We start from the raw sequence: 23,085 nt of genomic DNA, 5'->3' as shown, positions 1-23,085 counted from the left end.
CATGCGCCTCGACAAACTCACTATCGGCAGCGCCAAAGATAGCCCGACGCACCAGTTCAAGAACCTGAAGAACGTCCGCATTGACTTCGATCAGGATCATTGGGTGACGGTGGTGATCGGCTGGAACGGCACCGGCAAGTCCAACGTGCTGGAGGCACTGGCCATCATCTTCCGTGACCTGATCACCTACAAGAGCATGTCGCCGGAGAAACGGAAGGAAGTTCCTCGGTTCGCATTCAAGCTTGCCTACCGAATGGGTGCAGGCGAGAGCCTCCGTCACATTCACATCGATGCTGATCCTGACCGTGAGAAGGAGCCGTTCACCACTCACGTTGCTACGGATGCGCAGGCTCGTGGTGAAGGCACTTTGATCCCTTTCATGGAGGGTGAAGAACAGATATCGGCCCTGCGTGGCAAGCGCATCAAACTCACAGCCTTCTTGAATGCGGATGTCGAGTATTTGCCACGCTATGTGTTCAGCTACTACTCGGGCGAGAGCCCGCGCATGCACGAGGTATTTCGTCCTTACCTGGAAAGCTACGACAGCAAGCTGCGTAACGGCGAAGACCCCGGCCTGAAGCGCTTGTTCTATGCCATGCCGGTGCACAGCCAATTCGTGTTGCTGGTCTTCCTGATTCAGCAATCTGACGTGGTGCGAGCATTTCTCGATGACCACCTCGGTCTCGATCCGGACGAAGGCATTGAATCGGTGCTGTTCATACTGCGGCAACCACCGTGGAAGTCGAAGGCAGCCGATGGCGACTCACGCTTCTGGAATGCACGCGGCGTGGTGCGCGACTTCTTGTCTCGCCTTTATGACATCGCCCTGGCGCCAGTTGAGATCAGCCGCCGCGTATCGACCTCGATCTGGAACAAGGAAACGCTACAGTTCAAATACCTTTACGTGAAGGACATCGCCGCGCTGCGGCGCTTGGTCGGCAATCAGGCGCCGGCGCAGTTCTTCCGCGACTTGGAGAGCACCTACGTCTCCGAGTTGATCGAGGAGGTGCGCATCCGTGTGCGCCTCAAGAAAAACGATGGCAGCGTGACGTTCCGCGAGCTCAGCGAAGGTGAGCAGCAGTTGCTGACGGTGTTGGGCTTGCTGCGCTTTACCGCCGAAGACGAAAGCCTATTCTTGCTGGATGAGCCAGACACACATCTGAATCCGCGTTGGAGCGTGGATTACATCTCCTACCTGAAGCAATTCGTCGCCAGTGGCACAAAGCATGAAGATACCAGCCACATCCTGCTCACCACTCACAACCCGCTGGCCGTCGCCGAATTGGATCGCGAACAGGTGCAGATTCTCCGAATGACCAAACAGGAGAAGCAGCGTCATATCGTGGCCTGCTATCCGGAAATGGCGCCGCGCGGCATGGGTTATGCGGCGATTGTCACTAGCGACATGTTTGGCATCGCTTCATCGCTGGATCAGCCAACTCAGGAGCTGTTGGAGGCGCAGAGAGCATTCGCAGCCAAGGAGCGGCTTACTCCGGATGAGCAGCGTGAGTTGGATGGCATCAACGGGCAACTGGATCGGCTTGGGTTCCGATTCTTCCACCCCGATGATGAGTACTCGCGCTACCTGCGCTTGCGCAATGACCTGCTCGTGCAGCAATTTGAAACAGCCCAACCCACTGAGCTCGCAAAGCAAGTGGTGCAAATGCCTCGGACGGATCGTGAGGCTTTAGCCAAACGCCTGATTGCTGAGTTGCTTGCAGAAGAGCCAACCCCACCAGAAGGGGCGGCGTCGTGAGGTATGTCGATCGTTCAAAGTTGGTAAAGCCAACTGGTTGGACTCAACGCGCTCAAACAGCCACACAAGCCGTTGCCAGTGGTGAGGACCCCACCGACCACGACCAGGTTTGGCGTGATCTCAAGGACGGACTGGCTGCGTTACTGCACGACAAGTGCTGGTACTGCGAATCGCCTGTTGATCGATCTGATAACGCTGTTGACCACTTTCGCCCCAAGAATCGCGTGAATGATGCGGCGAATCCACACAACGGCTACCGTTGGCTTGCCTTTGATGACAGCAATTTTCGCTACGCATGCACCTACTGCAACAGCAGGCGCAAAGACGTTGTAAGTGGCACTGCTGGCGGCAAGGCGGATCGGTTTCCATTGCTCGATGAGGCTCGGCGCGTTTACACAGCCGGCTCAATTGCGTTGGAACAACCGTTGCTCCTCGACCCCTGTGAAATGTCGGACTGGCGCTTGTTGGGCTGTCATCAAGAGAACGGCCAGCCTTGCGCCGCCGGTACCGATCCCGTCACAAAGAAGCGTGCGGAGGCCTCAATCGAGATCCTTCATCTCCACTATGAACCGACTTGCAAAAAGCGCCACGCTGCTGCTGTACAGCTGATGTCGGATGTTGATGAGGGCAAGCGCCTTTTTGAGCTAGTCACCAACGATCCGACCCGTGCGTTTGACTTCAAGACGGCCGCTGCAAGACTGCGCCGCGCGATTGACCGGGATTCCCCATACAGCGGCGACATGCACTTTCTCCTGCGAGGGCAACGCAGCGACGCACACCCCTGGATACAAGAACTATTAGAGGTCTGAAATGAACACAAGCACACTGGTTCAGAAAGTCTGGAATTTCTGCCACACACTGCGCGATGACGGCGTGGGCTATGGCGACTACCTGGAACAACTGACTTACTTGCTGTTCCTGAAGCTGGCGCATGAATACGCGCAGGAGCCGTATAACCGCGACACCCATATCCCTAAGGGTTATGACTGGGCCAGCCTGACGCCCAAGGTGGGCGAACCGCTGGAGGCGCATTACCTCGCCACCCTCCACAAGCTGGGCAATGAGCCGGGCATGCTAGGCGCGATCTTCTTCAAGGCGCAGAACAAGATACAAGACCCGGCCAAGCTTTCTCGCCTGGTGCAGCTGATCGACGCGGAGAGCTGGATCAGTCTGGATGCCGACACCAAGGGCGATCTGTACGAAGGCCTGCTGCAAAAGAACGCGGAAGACACCAAAAGCGGTGCGGGCCAGTACTTCACGCCACGCGCGCTGATCGAGGCGATGGTGGCCTGCGTGCGGCCCGAGCCGATGAAGACGATTGCCGACCCGGCCTGCGGCACGGGCGGTTTTTTCCTGGGCGCTTACAACTGGTTGACGCGGCCCGGTGCCAAGCTCAACAAATCGCAAAAAGAATTCCTGCGCGACAAGACCTTTCACGGCAACGAGATCGTGCCCAACACGCGCCGCATGTGCCTGATGAACCTGTTTCTGCACAACGTGGGCGAGTTGGATGGTGAGCCTTTGGTGGAGCGTTCGGATGCATTGATCACCGAGCCCAAACTGAAGGTGGACTACGTGTTGGCTAACCCGCCCTTCGGCAAGAAGAGCAGCATGACCTTCACCAATGAAGAGGGCGAGGAAGACAAAGGGGCGTTGAACTACGAGCGGCAGGATTTCTGGGAAACTACGTCGAACAAGCAGCTCAACTTCCTGCAGCACATCGTCAGTATGCTGAAGATGGACGGCAAAGCAGCCGTGGTGCTGCCGGACAACGTGCTGTTTGAGGGCGGCGCTGGCGAGAAAATTCGCAAGAAGCTGCTAGAGAATTGCGACGTGCACACGGTTCTGCGTCTCCCCACGGGCATCTTCTATGCGCAGGGCGTGAAGGCGAACGTGGTGTTCTTCGACAACACCCCAAAAGACGGCCGCGTCCACACCAAGGGAATTTGGTTCTATGACCTGCGCACCAACAAGCATTTCACACTGAAGACGCGCACGCTCAAGTTGAACGATTTGCAGGATTTCATGACCTGCTACAACCCGGAAAACCGCCATAAGCGCGTCGCCACCGAACGTTTCAAGTTTTTCAGCTACGAAGACCTGATCGCCCGCGACAAAGCCAGTCTAGACATCTTCTGGCTCAAAGACGACAGCCTAGACAACCTCGACGATTTGCCACCGCCCGATATATTGCAGCAGGAGATCATTGAGCACCTGGAAGCCGCATTGGCTTCATTCCGGGACGTCGCTGTCGGTTTGAGGAGCAAGTGATTCCCGATGCTTTCGAAACTGCCGAGAATCCTTTGGTGGTTCGATGACACCGTGCTGCCCCAACTCTCTGGGATTCCCCTATCGTTGCCAACCAGCCGGCACCACTGCTATCAAGCTCCGCAGGCTAGTCGGCACGTGGTCATCATCCATCAGCCGCCATATTCAAGCTTGGCAACGCCCCTTGTGGCCATTCGGTCTGCTTTCAACGGTTTCCACCTACCACATTAAAGTTGCGGTGAGCGTCATAGCTACTGCCCCTCTATCGGCGACAGCCGATAGGTCTTTCCGCAATCCACTGCCCCATTGCAATGCGCTTTAACATGCCCTCGGCAGGAGGGGGGATTGCCACAATACGGCGGCATCTAGCATGTGCCAGTGGACCGTCCTAGCCTCGCAATTGGTAGCAATATGGTAGCAATGAAATAAAAAAAGCAGCTAGAGATTTATCTAACAACTTGATTTGTGGTGGGTCATGACAGGATCGAACTGTCGACCTACAGAATATGTTCCAGGCCTTTTTTAGATGCCCCCTCCCAGATTCTAGCCACTCACAGCACTCAAGGGTTACCCATCATATGATACGAGCGGGACGGGACTCGTGACTGGATTGAAAATGTCTGTGTAATTCCTGTGTAATTGAGCAACGAAAATTACACATTTCGCGAGAATCTAAGAGAACTGATGCCTGAACGTTAAACAGAAGAATGTCGAAAAATCAACCTATTGAGAACAATATAGAAGCGCACAGATATTCTGACTCGAATACTGAAAATCCTTGCGTCGGTCGCATCGATTCCGAGGTTGTTGATGATTGTTTTATCTTGGTTAAAGAAGTCCCTTAAACTCACTTCTATTCCCAAGATTAACTTTTTCCAGTTTTGAACACGCACACATAACAGACGTCCCGGCGCCATCTCGAACTAAGACATGTCTGGTGCTATCCTAGTTAGCTCCATTTCTTACGACGCCTCCTTCCCCCATATCGCCTGCCCTAGTTCGTACCGCAAGCCCGGCCGCTAGCATCCCTTGCCCGGTTAAGTCTCATTCATTCTCAAACCTTAATACCCATACTGATTCTCTGGTGTACCTCAGTACACTGTAAAATACTGCTGAGTTAGATAAAATCGCATCGCAGATGCCGATGTGGCGGGAGGCCGCGAACGTTTCTAGTACCGTCAGTTAGCCCGCATCAGCTAGGGGTATCAATGGGAGGCGAATGGTCGCAGTGGGACAAGAAAGTAACTTATAGCTTTACCGTAATTGGCGCAAAAAATCTGATTGGATACAGGGAGGTAGTGTGAAAGCAATAGAAAAAGAACAAGAATTGTTGGACTGGTTTGAGCATATTGTCCGGCCATTTTTTGAGCGAAACGCGAAGGATCGCATCGCCGCGCTTGAGAACGACCAGGCCCGTCTAAGGCGATTGCTTTCAGAAAGCGACGAGGTTACGGTCTGCTTTCTCGGAAACTCGGGCATTGGCAAGAGTACTTTGCTCAATGCCTTGGCTGCCGGTGCAAACCAAGTCCTCCCAGCCGGCGGAATTGGGCCGCTAACGGCGCAGGCGACCGAAGTTCACTACAGTTCCCTCCCTTCGTTCAAGGTCACTTACCACGCAAGAAAGTATTTGTGGCAAGTTGCCTTTGCACTCGAGTCACGTTTGACGCACCAACAGAAGGCAACGAAAAAGGGGCAAGTAGCCCAGGGTGATGACGCGGCACAATTTGATCTTGGAAGCGATCTTCAAGAAGGTCTTGACGATGAGGCCCGGAGGGAAGCGGTTGCAGCGGCCCAACATACCGCGCCAATCGAGTCTGGCGTACCGAATCACGATCCGCTTGAGGCTAATATCAAGCAAGCGAAGCAGATTGTCACGGGGAATCAATTCAGCGATAAGCCCCTGCACTATCTGGTTGACGCACTTCGTCTCGCCTGTGACATAGAGCCGCGCTGGCTGTCTTTCATCGACGCTGAAGACATGAAGCGAATAGAGCGTATCAAACAGGTGTTAAAGCTCACGAAGGAAAGTCGAACGTACGCACGGAAACAAGAAGATGACCAGCGCGCCTTCCTCGACGATATGAAGGACCATGCGGCCGGCTTTCTTTCTCCGTTGATCGAGCGTATCGAAGTGGGGTGGCCTTCCAAAGTTCTCGAGTCCGGGGTGATATTGGTTGATTTGCCCGGAGTCGGCATCGCCCAAGATTCATACCGCGATGTGACTAAACACTATGTTCGCGAAAAAGCACGGGCTGTCGTCATTGTCGTTGACCGTGCTGGGCCAACTGAATCCACTGTTGATTTGCTTCGCTCAAGCGGATATTGGGATCGGCTGGTGGGCGCCGCGGATGACCCTCAGAGTGATCCCTGCTCTATGCTCATAGCGGTGACCAAGGTCGATGATGTCGCGGCCGAAGAGTGGCGAAACATGTCTCCCAGAGACGATGGGACCAAGCCGAAGAAACGGGAAATTTTTGCTCGCTTGACGGAGGAATTCAAGCCCCGCATGCGCAGTCAGATTGCAGACCAGCTCAGCCAAATCGGAGATTCAGACAACGAGTCCGTTCAAACTGCGCGCGAGCAAGCGCGGGCGGCAATTTTGACATCTTTAGAAATTCACCCCGTATCAGCTCCGGAGCTCCGCAAACTTTTACTGGATGATGAGGAAGATAGAGCGTTCTTGCAGACGGAGGACCAAACCGGACTGCCGCAACTGCAGGAAAGTTTGGTCACGCTCGCAACCCGGGAAAAGGAAAACCGCCGGACCCGTATTCACGATGTTTACGAACGGTTCTCGAATACCCTGCTCAACGAACTGTATATCGTTGAGGGGCAGTGGCGTGAGCGGAGCCGTGCGGCCGACGAAGCGGAAAAGCTGGCGAGCGCGCTCGAGGAAATCCTTGACCCCAAGAGGAAGGAGTACGACCGCCGCGTCGGTGCCTTTCGCGAATTCCTTGATGAAACCGTCCAAGCTAAAATCGCGGGATTGGTCATTGAGGCAAGAGGAGTGGCCGAAACGGAAGTAAACAACTATCTGCGGAGTTTGCAAGGCGCCCATTGGGCCACGCTCCGTGCCGCGGTGCGAAGAGGAGGATGCTTCTATGGCAGCCGCGCAATCAATCTACCCGACGATATTTCGAATTATTTTCAGGAGCCGATGGCAGCCGTTTGGGGCCAAAAGCTCCTTCGTGATATTCGGACAAGAACGTCAGACTTTTCGACCGACATTGCAACGATGGTTGAAGAAATCTGTTTTTGGGCAAACGAGAACGGCGGTGCGCAGGTCAACGCCGCGCTTCTCGAAAACCAGAAGACGCGCATCGCTTCTCAGGCTGCGCAGATGAAGCAGGTGGGTAAGGAAGCGGTCGATGAGTTGAGGGAAATCGTCAAGGCCAAGCTCAACGACGCTATGCGCAAGCCAATCAGAGGGGCTTGCGAAAAATTCGTCGATAATGGTGAGGACATCGGTCCGGGCGTCAAGAATCGGATTATGGAGTTGTTCCGGAAACTCGCGAATCAGGCAACCATTTCGGCGCAAGTTCCTGCGATAACGATTCTTCAGTCGAACTTTGCCCAAGTAAGGGCTGAGATTCACACGGCCTTCGAGCAGTGGGGAAGCCCGATCGAGGAGACTGCGGACCTGATCGTCGAACGACATGAAAAGCGCATCAAGCGTTCGGATGCTCAAAAGCGTAATCGAATCCTCGCCGAGCTCGACGAGGTACTCGGCAAGTGCCCAGTCGAGCTTCCAAAGCGAGTAGCCGAGTTCGCATGAAAGAAACCACAACTTCTATGCTGGTCAATTACAACGGCATTGTCCGATCCGTCCTGAGAACAGTTAGCGACTTTGGCTTTGAGTCGTATGACCTTGTGGGCCCGCCACGACGCTTGAATGGCCATGCCCTCGGGGCAGGGCTCGTCGAAACCAACGTTGACAAGCGGCGGGTCAATCCGGTACGAGCAACTGTTCACCCCCCAAGCACGAAAGCAGATGGCGATAGCTTGCTATCGATGACGGCGCGTTCGCTTGCTCGTCTGTACGCTGGATTTCTCGCTGCGGAGGACCCGCAGAGGCGCCTTGATGCACACAAGGCGGCGACGCTCATGCATCAGGTCAGCTTGGTGCAGCACATCCTCACCCAACCCAATCTCAGGCGCGTCATGATCGGCGACGAGGTGGGATTGGGAAAGACCATTGAAGCGGGACTGCTCATCCGCCGCTTGCTGGATCAAGAACCGTCAATCCGAGTGCTCTACCTTGCTCCTGCAAGATTGGTGAGCAACGTGACCAACGAGCTGCGAGATAAGTTGGACCTTGATGCCCGCCAGTGGGTAGCGGGCAGTGCCGGCGACGCTCGTCTAGATTCAGATCGTCTGGTCGTCGCCAGCATCAACAAGGCGGTCTTTGGAGATAACCTGGGAATGGTGGCAAAAAGTGGCCCTTGGGATGTCCTGATTGTCGACGAATGTCACCACCTCTCTGATTGGGGGCCGTCTGGTGGCAAGCCCAATCAGGCGTTCAAGCTAGTCAGCCAACTGGTCAAGGCGCAGAGGCCGGAGGGTCGGTTGATCCTGATGAGCGGTACTCCACATCAGGGGAGCGAGTCGCGGTTCAAGAACCTCATGCGCTTATTGGCAGACGACAGCAAATCGCTGGCCGGTGCAAAAGGACGCGTAATTTTCAGGACGAAGGATCGGGTTCGGGATTGGCGCAACCAGCCACTATTTCCCGCGCGGGAGATTCGTCTGCCCACTGTAGTGCAGCTTGGCGCAACGTACGAACGTTGGTATGCCGGCATATCGGCCTTATACGACACTCCGTCAGAAACCGGTTTCAGGAGCCGAGCCGCAGGCTGGGCGAAGGGACAAGCACTTCAGTGGGCTGCCTCGAGCGTACAAGCTGGACTCGGGTTTCTCGTTCGATTGTCGATGCGACGACTGGGATGGACGTTGGCGCGGAAGGAACTTGCGTCCGCTATCGGAGTTCTCCGCCCTTATCGTGGAGGCGCAATCAATGAATCATTGGATGCTCTCTACGCACGACTAGAGAAGCAGATTGGACGCCAGGGGGACGTTGACGATACGCTGTCCGACTCGGAGGAGTTTGAGGAGGAAGTCTGGTCACCTGATCCAATGCTGCTTGGCGCGCTGCTGAATGGAGGTGTTGGACTGCTCGGCTCCGAGGCAGGACACGCCAAATGGGAAGCACTCTGCCGGATTGTTGACGCTGCTGACGGCGAAAAGATTGTGCTCTTCGCACAGCCGGTGGAGACCGTGGCGGTTGTCGCCGCGTTCCTTGAACGCCGGTATGGTGAAAAACCAGCACTAATTATCGGGAATCAGTCCGATGAAGATCGTCTTGAGCAGGTGCGAGCCTTCCAATCTAATCAAGGCCCCAGATTTTTAGTCTCGTCGCGCGCCGGTGGCGAGGGCCTGAATATGCAGCGTGCCCGACGCCTGGTTCACCTCGATGTGCCGTGGAACCCCATGGAGCTTGAGCAACGTGTTGGGCGCGTTCACCGTTTCGGAAGTCGCAAGACGATCGTTGTTGATACCGTGGTTGCCGCTGGCAGCCGTGAAGTTGATATGTATCGTATCGCTCGTGAGAAGCTGGCCGTGATTGCAAGCCAACTAGCGCCTGATCAATTCGAACTCTTGTTTAGCCGAGTAATGTCTCTGGTTCCTCCAAAGGAGTTGGAGGATATCATCGGTGGGGCGCGCCTTGGCCTGCTTGGAACTTTCGAGTCCAATGAAATCGGACGGTTGGTCACCGAGGGATTCCGGTCGTGGAACGACTTCGACAATGCTTATCGCCACGAGGCTGATCGCATTCGAGCTCTTGACCAAGGCCAAGCGACTTGGGCAGATCTTGGAAATTTCCTCGTCAAATTCGGCGGTGCTGATCCGAGTGACGACGTCAGCCTATCGGTATTCGAGTTTAGGAATGACGAGATCGAGTCCGTGCACGAGACTTTACCTGCTATAACGCTCAATGGAAAGTCATTCGTCTGCGGTGACACTGGCGGCTTGCCGGTCGAGACAAAAAATGGAGATAGGGCTTACGCGCTCGGACTCAACCTTGAAGAGATTGTTGCTGCGCTCCGGATCGTATTCATATTTGACCGCGACGCGGGCTTTGTGGTGGTAAGAAACTCGAAAGAGCTGGACCAAATAGTTCCAGACGTAGAATTCCTTATTGCGTTGCTTCGGCAATCGGTAAGGTTTGAAGGCGGGGCCGCCTCAGAATCCGGCCTATCGATCCATGTCTTTTCGGTGGACAGAAAAGGTGCGACGAGTGAGCTACGTCCGGAGATTCGGGCGGAAGTTATACGCGGCTTGCTTCGCGCTCAACGCGTCCGTGATTGGCCTGCGGACGTGGCTTACACTCGGCTTGATCAGATCGAGCGGGAATTGGCGTCGGAGCTGCGCGTTCCGAATGAACGAGAGGTCGCGAGTGGCATCCGGCATTGTATTTGGCCACTCGCGACGGTAATCCTTGTCAAATGATTGCATTTTTCTGTCATGCGATGCCTAATTGCCGTCTCGACTCGCTTTAGTGCAAGTAGTGTTGACGCCGGTCTAAAACTAACCAGATAAAGCCATTTGTAGCGGTTGGATTTTGACTAGGTAATTCACGTACCCTGCTTAATTTCCAAGCAGGAGCAACCAGAGCTGATTAGCCAAGACCTATTTGCTGCTGTTGAAAGCCGCCTGAACTTTGGTGATCGGCATAAAATTGTCTAAGAGCAGAGTAATATTGTAGAAGATGCTCGTCTTGCGAAGGGGTAACTATCGGGTAACAACAATCGGTAAGGGTCTGATTCCGATGACAAGCAAAGACTTAAACGATGTATTCAGTAGTGACCCCCGCTAGTGGTCAAGCGACTTGACTGTGTAGCGGGACTACGTTCGCCTCATGCCTGCCGTGAAGTAAAGCCGCTAAGAATTCTAATACGCGGCGTTTTTCATCACGGTAATCATGCTTGTCATAGTGGCGGACTTGCACTCCAGATAGCCCATGAGACTGAATCTGGGCGCGAATATCCCGCGAAATACCCTTACTGGCCAATAGTGTTTCAACTGTACGGCGAATGTCCGAGGGTATAAACGAGAATCGGGTCTCATGGCCTGCTACCATTTCCTCAGCTATTTTGCTCACGGTTGCCGCAAGCGTATCGGGCACGATTGGTACTGTTCCATTAGAAGTGAAAATCCAGTTACAGCCTAGCACTTCAGCCCGTTGGACCATCGGCTGGAGGATGACCACAGCTTCCTCTGTCAATGGCAGTTCATGAACACGTGGTCTTTTACGCCGACCTTTGCCGTCATATAGTCGCATTTTCCCGCCCTGGAGGTCCACATCGGCTCTTTGCAGTCTCAATAACTGCGTCCCCCGCTGTCCGCCAAGGAGCAGCGCGAGCTTTAAAGCCGCGCGTATCGGTTCTGACTTGAGTTTATCAAGCCGCCGCCAGTAGGTATGCAACTCTTCTTCTGTCAATGTCTGCTCGCGTGCGTTGTTGTAGTGGGATAGGCTCCCCGTTGACGCCACAGGATTGGATTGAACTCTAAACGGCAGAAATTCACTGGACACACTCGCATCAAGTTCTGCATTCAACGCAAGCGCATAGGCGGCACGCAGCGCGATTGGCTTCGTTTGGCACTGAAGACTCTGAGGGATATTCTTCAGCCACTGGGTGATGAAACCCTCGTTCAATTTTCCTTTAGGGACGCGATATTGACAATCCGGTGTGGCGGGAAAGTTGTCGTACTTCCAGCGGAGGGGAACCCGTGGCCACAGCAATACATAATCCTAGCGAAAGAGATCCGTGATCTGCGCAGACGGCTCATGCGCTCCCGAGTCGAAATATCGGTATGGGAAGAGCACCTCAATATCGGAGGATGGGGTCGTTTTGGAGTGGTAGAGGAACGACCGGAATGAATAGGGCCGATAAGCGGATATTGCTGACGCTGGCCACGGTACTGGAAAGACCTTTATTGCTTTTCAGATTGCATGGTAGCTATTTAACAACCGCTGGAACCCGAGGGACTGGAAGATTGAAGGCGGGCCTACGCGGCGACCAAGAATCCTGTTCCTAGCCGACCGCAACATTATCGCCCAATCTGCGTGAATATTTCGCTATATGCCCTGACTCGCAAACGGGTTTTCAACTTTGCGGCGAATGCCGTGGAAATAAACGAAAGTAGACCCTCGTGGAGAATGATGAGGATGGGTATGCAGACGCAAAGCGTGGTAACAAACGTGGTAACTTAATATTGGCTTACTGGATAAACTTTGTTCAGTATCTTACGGTATCAATATGAAAGACACCCTCTTTTTTTTCCACCCACCATAAAACCCCCCAATTTTTTCCGGGATGAGTGCTTTACAACCTGAGTCGGCCCGCGCCGTGGGATCGACCACGAGCTTGGTTTTGAACCACGCAGACAGCCGTCTTGTCAGCATGACAGGAACTGCCTTTTGCGCCAATCTATCTACCGTTGACCTTGGAAGCGATGTGGCGAATAGGGTTTATAATATTCGCTGAAAATTGTGCATACCAAGGCCGATTCAAGGGGATGGCAGGACCGAGTAATTCCTGCCTTTCTCCCTTGAGCTGAACAGCTTCGGTTTGATGCCTGGGAACTGCTTCTTCGATATCGAAGAAGCAGCATTTGATATGGCTCGATTAAAGCGTTTTGAGGTACTCCAGCAATGCCTTTTTCTCGTCAGCCGAAAGTGTAGTACCAAATTCATGGCCACAGCGGCTGTTGCCGGAATTCCGATCACTGCAATCCGTAGTCGCCAGCGTATAGTCGAACTTGGTCTGTTCAATGGCAAGGCCTACATTAACTGTATCGTAAGCCGGACCGATCTTGAAGGAACTCACCCGTTCAGCCGCCGGTTTCAGCAACTCCGCCAGCGTGGGAACTGATCCATTATGAAGATAGGGAGCAGCAGCCCAGATGCCCTCGAGGACGCGCGATTCATACGCATAGGACGGTGCGGCGGCAACCGTTACGGGCGCCATGAACGCATCGCGAAGAGATTCTGTTTCCGGTGGAAAAGGAGACTGTGCACCCTTCATCCGAGCTTCGTCTTCGGTTTTCATAAGAACGGGAACGTAGTGCTGAAGGATGGAGCCGAGGACGGCCGTGCTCAGAACATTGAAGGCAGTATCGACGGGCTTTAGCGGCTTGGCGAGAAGCGGAATTTTTGCGCCGTCAAGCACACCCGTCTTGACGGTCCGACCGAGAACCTCGTACTCCCTGGAATCCGTACCGACATCCATCACGGGCGTGGCCCAGGTTTTTTGGTTGGGAAATCGGGTTTGCCCCGGTTTGATGCTATGGCAATCGGCGCAGCCACCCTGTGCAGTATTGCGTACAAAGATCTCCTTGCCTTTATCGGCAAGTGCCTGATCTACCTTCCATATCCATTTGGGAGGGCCTATTTTTTTTACCAAATCTTCCAATGCGCCCAACCCCTGAAATTCAGCCGAGTTTTTGTGGAGGTAGTCGATTCCGAGCAGATGCCACGCATCTTTCTTTGGACGAAAAATCCCAAATACGCCATAAACTTCTCCAAGATTTCTGGCAAGGCCAAGAATATCGTTGCCATTGCTGGAGAAACCAGGCCACTGGGTCTTGTCCTGAATTGCGGCATTCCAGAGGAACGGATAGCGTACCGGCGCGATGGCTGGCTGAATGTTCTCCGGGATCATGCGAGTAGGCGAAGAACCAATATCGAGGCCGGCGAGCCGGTTGAAGATCATCGATACGGCGTCGAGTCGCGCCGGCCCCCAGGGCTGGTCAGGAAGTGAACGTCCAATCAACGTGTGATAGGGCAAATACCAGGCCTTCACTGCCGCTCGCAACGTCTCCTTGTCCTTTGAGGTCGCCGACGGACCCAGTACAGCGTGCGCGAAATCCGTGAACGCCTGTTTATTTGTCAGGATGGCGTTCACGGCGACATCGAGGTCAGCCAGGAAACTCTGGAAATCGATGATTCCCGGCCCACCGTCGATCAGATATGCGGTGCCGTCAACCTCAATTTGGCGGGTATGGCAGGCGGAACAATTCATGCCAATTTCCTGTTCTTCGCTTCCACTGGCAACGGTAAATCCAATAGGTAGTCCTGCGGGCTTACTGGTTTTATTGGGCAGGTAGCCGTATCGGCCAAGGCTTTCAGCCATGAATGGCTGGCCGTTTGGCTGCTTCAGTGCGGAGATCCAGCGCAACGGCATGATGCGTGACCCTTGGTCACGACTATAGAAATCCTTTCGATCTGAGGCTGTCCATTTCGTGCCTTGGTCCATGAGCACGGGTTCGGCGGCGGTTAAAGCCGGGGGCACGAGCAAGGCCAAGGTGGATAGAATGCTGCCAATACAGGATAGAACTTTGATTTTCAAGATTTATCTCCCCTCTTGATTAATGAATCGGGATATCTCATGGATCCGTCGCGTTCCTGCTGCCTCACGTTGCATGAAAGATTTGAGTGTCAACGTGTACGCCAACACCTAATCCTTATGAGCGAGAGTCACAAGTTATCGACGAATTTCGGAAACCTCCCGGTTGAATGGATCAAGCTGACTTGGATGCCGGGTCGCCCCGGAATACAGGTCAGTTGATGCCTGGCGGTACAATTGCGCAGTGCGCTCTTATTAATTATTGATTTTCGACTCCCTCGCCACGAGGGCGTAGGGGCTTGTCACCGCCTCCTTAACGGAGGGAAACTGGAAAATGCTGTCGCCGGTGGAAGGTTTGAGGGTCCAGCCGCATGTGCTGCCCTGGCTGATCTGGAATCAGAACTTAAAGAGATTGAAAGAAGTATGGAATAGGTGAAACAGGGGTAATCAGCAGAGAAGAAAGGGTTTCTTCTTGCTATCCAAGCTTTAGGTACACTTCTGTATGGGTTAAGTTGTTACAAGGCAGCCCGATCTACGCTTCACCGGAATGTGGATCAGCGTCTTGCTGCCTCTTGCTTCCGGCGACACGTCATATTTAGAGTTAAACCTTTCCGCCGCTCCCACCTGTAATTTCTTACAGCTGTTTTTATCTGCAATTCTCGTGCCTAATAAATAACTGCCGCCTAAAAAAGGTTGTCGGCCACGTATTCTCAATTTATCGATGGCTGGGCTGCCGACACTTCGGCACTTCGTCTGGGCTCAAGGGAACTCATCAATGCGCGTATGTTTCATTTCTCATTCCGCCGGGCGGTACGGCGCGGAATTGGCTTTGCTCGAACTGCTGCAGGGACTTCTTCATTCAGGTATCGAGGTCCTGGTACTGGTTCCCAAGAAGGGACCGCTTCTGGACGAGCTTGACCGCCTGAACATTGAATGGCGAATCGTCGGTTATCCTGTCTGGATGTCTCGCCCAAGGGCGCTTCCATATCGTGTGATGCGCCTCCTGAAAACAGCATTCATGAGTATCCGGGTGGCCCAGGTAATCAAAAATTGGAATGCGGACGTTGTCTACACCAATACGGTGGTAACCGGGGTCGGCGCGTTCGCCGCGCGACTTCTACGCCTGCCGCACGTTTGGCACTCTCACGAGTCCTTGCGTCATAATCCCAGCCAGGAATTCGATCTGGGCGAACTTGCTGTCTCGTATCTCATGGATCGTTTGTCCGATGCAATTATTGTCACTTCCCAATCTGTTGGGGATGATTACAAACATCTCCGTAATGTGGACAAGATCCGCGTAATTTACCAGTCGGTTACCCCATGTTTCGATACCGGGAACTCAACCGGCATAGTCATGGATCGAATATTCTTCCAGTGCGTTATCATCGGCTCCCTGCATCGGTGGAAAGGCCAGCACCAGGCAATCTCTGCGCTTGCGGAGTTGGTCCGCAAGAACATCAATGTTCATTTGTTGCTGGTGGGGGACGATGGGAAACGCTACCGCGCGGAACTGGTGCAGCAGGCAATGGCCCTCGGTGTCACGCAACGGATAAAATTTTACGGCTATGCCGAAGATCCGATGTCCCTCATACGCAACGCCGATGTCGTGCTTGTGTGTTCCCGGTGGGAGGCCTTCGGTCGGGTGGCTGTGGAAGCGATGCTTGCGGGAAAGCCCGTCATAGGCAGCGCAAGGGGGGCAACAGCGGAGATCATCCAGCACGGCAAGACGGGCCTTCTCTATGAATGGGAAAATGTAAAAGAACTGGCTGAACGAATACAGTTCCTGCACGATAACCCGAAGGCGAGCCTCGGCATCGGGCGCGCTGCACAACAATGGGCAGAGAACAGGTTTACGCAGGAACGATATGCACGGGAGGTTCTTGAGATACTGTCAGAGGTGGCTTCAAACCGCTCTGGCGCCAAAGTCACGCGTTTGCCGCAGAATAAAATTCCGGATGCCGTAGCGGAGACAAAAATCCAGTCAGGCACATCCGGTCGGGATTGATCCCAAACATGGAAAACAGTCGGGCGGGATTATTTCTACCCTGGCCCGCTTGAAAATGAATATTTAATTGACGAAAGATGTTTTTTAACGAGTGCCCGGTATGGTTTGGGCAATAAACGCTTATATTGTTTGGCCATAGCGTCTGTCACCCATGCCCAGAAGCGGTAGCGCAACATTAAATATAAGAAGTTCTCTGGAAGGTGCCGCCAGACCTGATGATGGTTCAAGATCAAATCGCCCCAGCTTATTCTTAAAGGATGCGATAGCAGGATCTGTTCCGGGTAATCGGGGTTAAAAGGATAAGGGGACTTAAGGATTTCCCATGTGGAAAAATAGCTATTAATCGCTTTGGCTGGATCATCGCCGAAGTAGCGCGAGTGATTGATCCACAAATTCGGTCTCATATCGGCCTCGAAAAAATATAGCTTTTGATCCAGATCGGACCAGATGGAACTGATGTTTACGAAACCATCGGCGCCCAATGCCCTCCCCAGTAACCTGAGATCCTCAAAAACCTTTTCGTCCAATTGAGAAAGTTGTACATACCGCCTGACTGAGGTGGGTCCGAATTTGTATTTATATTTTTCCGGTATCGAGCAGGCAAAATGAATAAGCTTGGCATTTTGATAAAAAGCCTCCATGCTTACTTCGACGCCTTTTATCTTCTTTTGCACCAGGACGGGATAGGTCTTTATGCTGGTTATCAAATTCCCGAACTCGTCAGCGCGTGAACTTTCAAATACTCCCGCGCCGCCCGAAGATGAATCGAGCTTGATAACGACAGGATGACCTAATTCTCTTACAGCATTTTTCAGCTCATGTTCATCATTGGCGATCCGGAAATCAGGCGTAAGCAGCCCACTTCTTTTAAAAGCCTGGGACAAGCCAATTTTAGAAAAAATATGAGCAAAGTGCTTATCCGACGAAACTGGAAGCAACGCTAATTTTTCTTTATCGGACAGGTTGGAATTTAATATTTTTCCTAATGTGGGATCATCTGCGATAACGACTAATGTGTATTCTTTTTTTATCTTTTCCGAGGCAATTTTCACGAGATCATCTTTTTCCGCAAGGAAATAATCTCGTATCGATCTATTTTTTTTAAAAAAAGCATTTGTCGAAATCACATCCACGGTAAACCCAGCCCGTGTCAATAAACCAAGCGCCGTCATCATCAGTTCGGGCCAGTATCCGCCAATTAAAAGTACCTCGAGCTTATGCATTCTTTTACTATCAATTGCGTGTAAAGGGGGTTAGATCAGGCTCTCGGTATCCGGGTGTCCAGAAGCAAGCAGCGGAACATCAAGGCTGGCTGGCGATTCTAATCTTTCATTTGATCCTGACAAGCTGTATGTTCCTACAGCTATTTTTTTTAGCCCTATTCTCAGTAAAAATGCACCTGCACCTGGCCCTCACGAAAAGCTCAACAATTCACAATATTGGAGTAAGAGATAGCGGTAACTCAAAGAAAATATCACTGCAGTATTGATGCTTGGCATTGGGACAATTTTTCCAACTTCTCACGCTTCAGGTTCATGATGCCTGCGGCCCACCGAGGCTTGAACCTGCTCATTCCACTTCGCCCAACTGCCGGATTCAGGTTGAAGCGAAAACCCTTGCGGCGATCGGTATTAGAGATTGATATTTGAATTTCTATCGCTATCATGAATTAGCGACGCTAAATAAGGAGATAATGATGCGCGAATACAAGATCACATTTCATCCGATCGACCCATCCGAGGCCCCGGCCGGTCCAATCACTGTTATGGCACAATGGCTGGATGAAGCAATCGACCTGGCGGCAGAAAGACTCAAGGTTGACTATCCCGACCGGTCGCACGATCTTAACGATTACAAGCCTCGTCCACACGCAACATGGCGCGAGCTTCTCGAATAGTATGATCGGTGGGAAATCTATTATCGGTTCAATGAGTCGACTGAGCGACCGCCAGCAAAATGAGTGTCGGTCCAGGGAAGCCGAACGCCATGAGCGGGAATATGACCGGGAGCGCCAGCAGGACTATGAGCCGGGTTATCAAACCTAAATCCGGTAGTTAACCGCTCATTTAATAGATCAGTGTCATGATTAATAACAATATTTCATATTATTTGACGCTCGCCTTCCGGGTGAGGGCGCTACGGGGTGAAGTGTACGGTTTTTGCGGCACATGGCTGCGTTGCAACTTCTTGGAATGGAACGGCGCCCCGAAGCGTCGCCCGAGGGGCCCCGCGCAGCGGGGATCGGGCAGCGCAGGGGATGCCGCGATCGCGTTCCACACGCACGGGGGCGCTCGCATCCCGCTTCGGGGTCGCACCTTCCTGCGGAAGGCACTGCTCAGCCCTGCGCGGTCGCATTCCGCGTCGTTGCGCCTTGCCCTGCACCCCAAAAACCGTACACTTCACCCCGTCCAACTACCGGATTTAGGTTAAATTCTGAAAGGAGAAATATGAAACGTGTCGCAGTTGTTTTGGGGGTGGTTTCTTTGTTTGCGGGTTGTGCTAGCTCACCCGAGTATGAGCAGACTTCAAAGAAATTAAATGATGGGATGCACTATTTCATCAAGACTAATTATAAACCTTGCCAAATAAGCCGGGATTGGGCAATCAGAACATTGACGAACCGTGCTAACAAAATTTGTAAATCACAATACATACTCATCAATGAGCAAACGCCTGTTATTTTGCAACCAGAAGCGGAATCTGGAACCAGGGAGCTTTTATGGGAAATAAAATGTAAGGATGCTACCTGACATTTAACCCAGATAATTCATTAGGCGGCTCTACGAGCCTACCCGAGTGCTGGCGGTTAGTTTGCGGCCATTTTCGCTACCTGCGCGGCGTCCATAGACCAGGCTATGGACTTCACCCAACCGGCAAAACTGTCTCGCAACCTGCCTCGCCATCATCTCGCGTCCTAATGGATTATCTGGGTTTAACTTATCGCACCTTGGCAATTGAGCTATCGCAATTGAACTATCGGGTTTCAGCGTTGGTACTCATGGTTAGCCGGATGTGTTGGTGCGAACATAAAAAAGTCCGATGGCCGAGGTAACGTAACAAGACTCGCAGGTGCAGTTGAAGCGCAGCCAATCTGAAAGGCTTTAGCTTCCCGGTAATCGTCGTTTCCCCGTCTGGAGAATCAATGGAAAAGCAGCTTACTCCCGAAAATATTTTGCAGACCGGCATGGCCTTCTGGCCATCCAAAACTTTACTCTGTGCTGTCGAGATAGGGGTTTTTACGGAACTGGCGCAAGGTCCGATGAGCCTTGATCCACTTCAAAAACGGCTGGGCCTGCATCCTCGCGCGTCGCGTGATTTCCTTGATACGCTGGTGGCACTCGGCTTCCTGAAGCGGGAGGGCGATCGTTATAGCAATACGCCGGAGACCGATCTGTATCTCGACCGGAAGAAACTCTCGTACATCGGCGGCATCCTCGAGATGGCAAATCGCCGCCTCTATCCGATCTGGAATAACCTGACCGAAGCGCTCCGCACTGGCAAACCGCAAAACGAATGCAAGAATAATGAAGCGGATCTCTTCGAGACCCTTTATGGCGACGCTGCGGGCTTGAGGGAATTTCTTACGGCCATGACCGGCGTCAGCCATGCGTCTAATACGGTCATCGCGAGCGCTTTCCCCTGGCAAAGGTACCAGACCTTCGTCGATATCGGTACCGCCCAGGGAGACCTCGCTGTGCAGATTGCGCTTGCGAACCCTCACTTACGCGGCCTGGGATTCGACCGGACGGAAGTTGAACCGGTCTTTCAGCAGTATGTCGTGGCGACGGGTGTCGCGGACCGGGTCGTGTTCATATCCGGTGATTTTTTTAAGGATGACCTGCCCAAGGCAGACGTCGTGCTGATGGGGCATATCCTGCATGACTGGGACCTGCCCACAAAAAAAATGCTCATCCGCAAGGCGTACGATGCGATTCCCGCAGGCGGCGCGCTCATCGTTTATGAGTCGATCATCGACGATGACCGTTCAAAGAACGCATTTGGATTAATGATGAGCCTGAACATGCTGCTGGAGACACCGGGAGGCTTCGATTACACGGGCGCCGATTGCAAAGGATGGATGCAGGAAGCCGGCTTTTCCACCATGCGTGTAGAGCCGCTGGCCGGGGCAGACTCGATGGTGATCGGGATCAAGTAAACGGTTATCGCCGGGCGCCGCCATATCGGTCGGCCTTCATCATTACTATAAGATACTCTATCCGAAAATTATTTATATTTATTTTCGACACGGCCTCTTCCGCGCTGCTATCGGCGCGAAAGCGCAAAAACGCTGATGCATATCCTGTAAAGTTCTTGCATTGACGCAAATCGGGCCTGCTTCATTTTTCCGACAAAATTTTACGCTGCCATGTTCTCAAGAACGCCGGCATACCCATCAATGAGGCCTATCCTTACATGAAACGCTATACCATTGAGCAATTCATGGCGACTATTTCTATAGCGGGCGCCTCGTTCAGCGCTGACGAGAAGCGTATTCTTTTCAGCAGCAATGCATCGGGTATTTTCAACGCTTATACGCTGCCGGTAGAGGGAGGCACGCCAGAGCCTCTGACCCGGTCCGCATCAGACAGTACATTTTCCGTCAGCTTTTTCCCCCACGATGATCGGGTATTATTTACCAGGGACAAAGGCGGCGACGAGAATTATCATCTTTTTCTGCTGGCTCCAGACGGCTCGGAAAAAGATCTGACGCCGGGAGATGGGCTCAAGGCGCAATTCATGGGGTGGAGGCCGGATGGAAGCGCGTTTTTTGTTTCCAGCAATGAGCGTGATCCCAGGTTCTTCGATCTGTACCGGTATGACGCCCGGACTTATGCCCGCGTTTTAATATACAGGAACGAGGAAGGATTCGACCTTGGCCCCATCAGCCGCGATGAGCGATGGATTGCACTGAACAGGGCCCATACTACATCCGATAGCGATATTTACCTGTTCGATGCCACCCGGCAGCAGATAAAACACCTGACCCCTCATGAGGGCGCCATCAGCTTGCAAGCCGAGACTTTCGACCCGGCTTCGCAAAAACTATTTTTTCTCACCAATGAGGGAAGCGAATTCAAGCGTCTGTGTACCTATGACTTGACCACCAGAGTGGTCAAAGATCATGAAAGCGCTGATTGGAATGTGATCAATACCTATTTCTCCAGGAATGGACGGTTTCGGGTTACCGCAATCAATCAGGACGGCAGTGTGGTGGTTCGGATTGTGAAGATTGTGACGGGTGAGGGCGCCGCGGAGGAAGAGAAACCCTTGGCTCTCCCGTCACTGCCTGAGGGAGAAATTCGGGGCGTCGTCTTTTCGCAGAGTGGCGCCCGCATGGCGTTCTACGTGAATGGGGATCGCTCTCCCGATAACCTGTTCGTTCACGATTTCAATAATACGAAGCAGTTTCAGCAGCTTACCCAGAGCTTAAGCAAGGAAATTGACCCTTTGGACTTGGTGGATGCGCAGGTGGTCCGTTTCAGGTCTTTCGACGGAATGGTCATACCGTCTATTTATTACAAGCCGCACGAAGCCTCCGCGACAAACAAAGTGCCCGCCATTATTTATGTCCATGGCGGTCCGGGTGGGCAAACGATGCGGGGATATAACGCGCAGATCCAATACCTCGTGAACCACGGCTATGCCGTGCTGGGTATCAACAACCGCGGCAGCTCGGGATATGGCAAAACCTTTTTTACCGCAGCTAATCGCAAGCATGGGCGTGAGCCCCTCTGGGATTGCATAGAGGCCAAGACTTTCCTGGCCAGCCTCGGCTACATTGACCATGAGCGCATCGGCATCATGGGCGCCAGCTATGGCGGTTATATGACGCTTTCCGCTTTGGCGTTTCGCCCCGAGGCTTTTAAAGTGGGCATTGATATTTTTGGAGTGAGCAACTGGTTGCGAACGCTGGCAAGCATACCGCTCTACTGGGAATCGGTCCGTAAAGCGATTTATGATGAAATCGGTGATCCTGTGAATGACATCGATATCCTCGTCGCCACCTCACCGCTTTTTCACGCCAGGGAGATAAGAAAGCCCTTAATGGTTATCCAGGGTGCCAACGATCCTCGCGTGGTCAAAGCAGAGAGCGATGAGATCGTGGAAGCCGTCAAAAAAAATAATGTTCCGGTGGAATATATCGTTTTTCCGGATGAAGGCCACAGCTTCACCAAGAAGAAGAATCAGATCGAGGCCAACCGCCGTATACGGGAGTTTCTGGACAAGTACCTGAAAGGTAATGATGTGGCGAAAGACGGAGAATAGACGATATAACCGGGCTCCGCCTGGGACTGGCCCAATAAGCGAAGCGCGTTGCGCCGTATGATCAGTTCAAGTGCAAACCTCGCCCTTGGAGTTTATAATGTCCAGCTCAAGATTATTCCGTTGACCGTTCAGCCTGAGATTTTCCGGCAACCCGCAACGCGAGTATTTTCGCCCCCGCGAGACTGGCCAACTCGCCTTTGAGTTCGGTCACGTACCCAGTGATATCAGGCTAAATCTCCTCCGCCACGACTTCGATAAGCCGGTTTTTGCCCGCATTGCGATAAATAGTTGGCGGCCAGCGATGCCATCAGTCGCCATATTCAGGTTGGGTATAGCGCCTAAGCATATAACCGTTGCAGGCTGTTCTCACGTCACGGTTAGGA

14 protein-coding genes are annotated in these 23,085 nt (G+C 52.9%); 10 read left to right on the top strand and 4 right to left on the bottom strand.

Annotation, left to right across the window (positions count from 1 at the left end):
- Position 1 precedes the first annotated feature (1 nt).
- The 5 genes from KJS40_RS11690 (at position 2) to KJS40_RS11670 (ending at position 10,531) form a co-directional block, all read left to right on the top strand.
- On the top strand, positions 2-1,756 hold the full coding sequence (locus KJS40_RS11690) for an AAA family ATPase (protein WP_213537944.1): 1,755 nt from the start codon (positions 2-4) through the stop codon (positions 1,754-1,756).
- A gap of 20 nt (positions 1,757-1,776) precedes the next feature.
- Entirely contained in the window at positions 1,777-2,565 is a 789-nt protein-coding gene (locus KJS40_RS11685) for a hypothetical protein (protein ID WP_213537942.1), read from the top strand.
- 1 nt (position 2,566) lies between these two features.
- On the top strand, positions 2,567-4,027 hold the full coding sequence (locus KJS40_RS11680; protein ID WP_213537940.1) for a class I SAM-dependent DNA methyltransferase: 1,461 nt from the start codon (positions 2,567-2,569) through the stop codon (positions 4,025-4,027).
- Between the two features lie 1,297 nt (positions 4,028-5,324).
- A complete protein-coding gene (locus KJS40_RS11675) occupies positions 5,325-7,799 on the top strand; it encodes a dynamin family protein (protein WP_213537938.1) in 2,475 nt (824 codons plus the stop codon).
- Positions 7,796-10,531 (top strand): DEAD/DEAH box helicase, encoded by a 2,736-nt coding sequence (locus KJS40_RS11670; RefSeq protein WP_213537936.1) that lies wholly within the window; start codon positions 7,796-7,798, stop codon positions 10,529-10,531. The genes KJS40_RS11675 and KJS40_RS11670 overlap by 4 nt, the downstream gene beginning before the upstream one ends.
- A 370-nt stretch (positions 10,532-10,901) precedes the next feature.
- On the opposite strand, the gene KJS40_RS11665 is transcribed toward KJS40_RS11670, so the two are convergent.
- Together KJS40_RS11665 and KJS40_RS11660 are read right to left on the bottom strand one after the other, a co-directional pair.
- The gene (locus tag KJS40_RS11665) at positions 10,902-11,738 is read right to left on the bottom strand and encodes a tyrosine-type recombinase/integrase (protein WP_213537934.1); all 837 of its coding nucleotides are present in this window, start codon (positions 11,736-11,738) and stop codon (positions 10,902-10,904) included.
- 973 nt (positions 11,739-12,711) lie between these two features.
- Positions 12,712-14,433 carry a di-heme-cytochrome C peroxidase gene (locus tag KJS40_RS11660; protein WP_213537932.1) on the bottom strand — a complete coding sequence of 574 codons (1,722 nt, stop codon included), beginning with the start codon at positions 14,431-14,433 and terminating at the stop codon, positions 12,712-12,714.
- A gap of 772 nt (positions 14,434-15,205) precedes the next feature.
- Here KJS40_RS11660 and KJS40_RS11655 point away from each other — a divergent pair.
- Positions 15,206-16,435 (top strand): glycosyltransferase family 4 protein, encoded by a 1,230-nt coding sequence (locus KJS40_RS11655; protein WP_213537930.1) that lies wholly within the window; start codon positions 15,206-15,208, stop codon positions 16,433-16,435.
- 35 nt (positions 16,436-16,470) lie between these two features.
- On the opposite strand, the gene KJS40_RS11650 is transcribed toward KJS40_RS11655, so the two are convergent.
- Positions 16,471-17,658, bottom strand: a complete 1,188-nt coding sequence (locus tag KJS40_RS11650) for an ATP-grasp domain-containing protein (protein ID WP_213537928.1) — start codon at positions 17,656-17,658, stop codon at positions 16,471-16,473.
- 473 nt (positions 17,659-18,131) lie between these two features.
- Between KJS40_RS11650 and KJS40_RS11645 the strand changes: the two genes are divergently transcribed.
- Both KJS40_RS11645 and KJS40_RS11640 read left to right on the top strand, forming a co-directional pair.
- A complete protein-coding gene (locus KJS40_RS11645) occupies positions 18,132-18,332 on the top strand; it encodes a hypothetical protein (RefSeq protein ID WP_025041936.1) in 201 nt (66 codons plus the stop codon).
- A 550-nt stretch (positions 18,333-18,882) separates the two neighbouring features.
- The gene (locus KJS40_RS11640; protein WP_213537926.1) at positions 18,883-19,185 is read left to right on the top strand and encodes a hypothetical protein; all 303 of its coding nucleotides are present in this window, start codon (positions 18,883-18,885) and stop codon (positions 19,183-19,185) included.
- A 30-nt stretch (positions 19,186-19,215) separates the two neighbouring features.
- Here the strand turns inward: KJS40_RS11640 and KJS40_RS15495 are convergent, their stop codons facing one another.
- Positions 19,216-19,341 (bottom strand): hypothetical protein, encoded by a 126-nt coding sequence (locus KJS40_RS15495; RefSeq protein ID WP_280520235.1) that lies wholly within the window; start codon positions 19,339-19,341, stop codon positions 19,216-19,218.
- A gap of 236 nt (positions 19,342-19,577) precedes the next feature.
- Between KJS40_RS15495 and KJS40_RS11635 the strand changes: the two genes are divergently transcribed.
- Both KJS40_RS11635 and KJS40_RS11630 read left to right on the top strand, forming a co-directional pair.
- The gene (locus tag KJS40_RS11635; RefSeq protein ID WP_213537924.1) at positions 19,578-20,591 is read left to right on the top strand and encodes a methyltransferase; all 1,014 of its coding nucleotides are present in this window, start codon (positions 19,578-19,580) and stop codon (positions 20,589-20,591) included.
- Between the two features lie 257 nt (positions 20,592-20,848).
- Positions 20,849-22,702, top strand: coding sequence for a S9 family peptidase (locus KJS40_RS11630; protein WP_213537922.1), 1,854 nt, complete (start codon positions 20,849-20,851; stop codon positions 22,700-22,702).
- Positions 22,703-23,085 lie beyond the last annotated feature (383 nt).

Origin of the sequence: Nitrosospira sp. NRS527 (assembly GCF_018406445.1) — a bacterium.
GTDB classification, from domain to species: domain Bacteria; phylum Pseudomonadota; class Gammaproteobacteria; order Burkholderiales; family Nitrosomonadaceae; genus Nitrosospira; species Nitrosospira briensis.
This window is presented reverse-complemented; position numbering and strand designations above follow the sequence as displayed.